Origin of the sequence: Arthrobacter sp. SIMBA_036 (genome assembly GCF_046535135.1) — a bacterium.
GTDB lineage: Bacteria > Actinomycetota > Actinomycetes > Actinomycetales > Micrococcaceae > Arthrobacter.
The window spans coordinates 1-240 of sequence record NZ_JAWRXG010000426.1 but is presented as its reverse complement, the minus strand read 5'-3'; the positions used below and the strand labels follow the sequence as shown (position 1 = coordinate 240).

At 68.3% G+C, this 240-nt stretch carries 1 protein-coding gene; it reads right to left on the bottom strand.

Features of this window, described 5'->3' with window-relative positions; all coding sequences use genetic code 11:
* A partial coding sequence (locus SB659_RS20405) for a hypothetical protein (protein ID WP_410551751.1) occupies positions 1–240 on the bottom strand: 240 nt, incomplete at both ends.

The following is a 240-nucleotide window of genomic DNA, read 5'->3' as shown; positions in this document are numbered from 1 at the left end:
CCGGAACCATCGACCGGAACACTCCGCGTGACGCCGGCGATCTCGGCAACGACGGTGGCGCCGCTCACGCCATCGAGCGCAGCAACCTGCGCCCTGATCGTCACGCGACCATCACCGCCAGCAAGCGTCGCTGAAACACGTGTCTCCGCCAGCCGCGCCCGGTCCCAGCTCTCCAGACGCACCGGTTTCCAGATGCCCGCCGTCACCAGCGTCGGACCCCAGTCCCAGCCGAAATTGCAG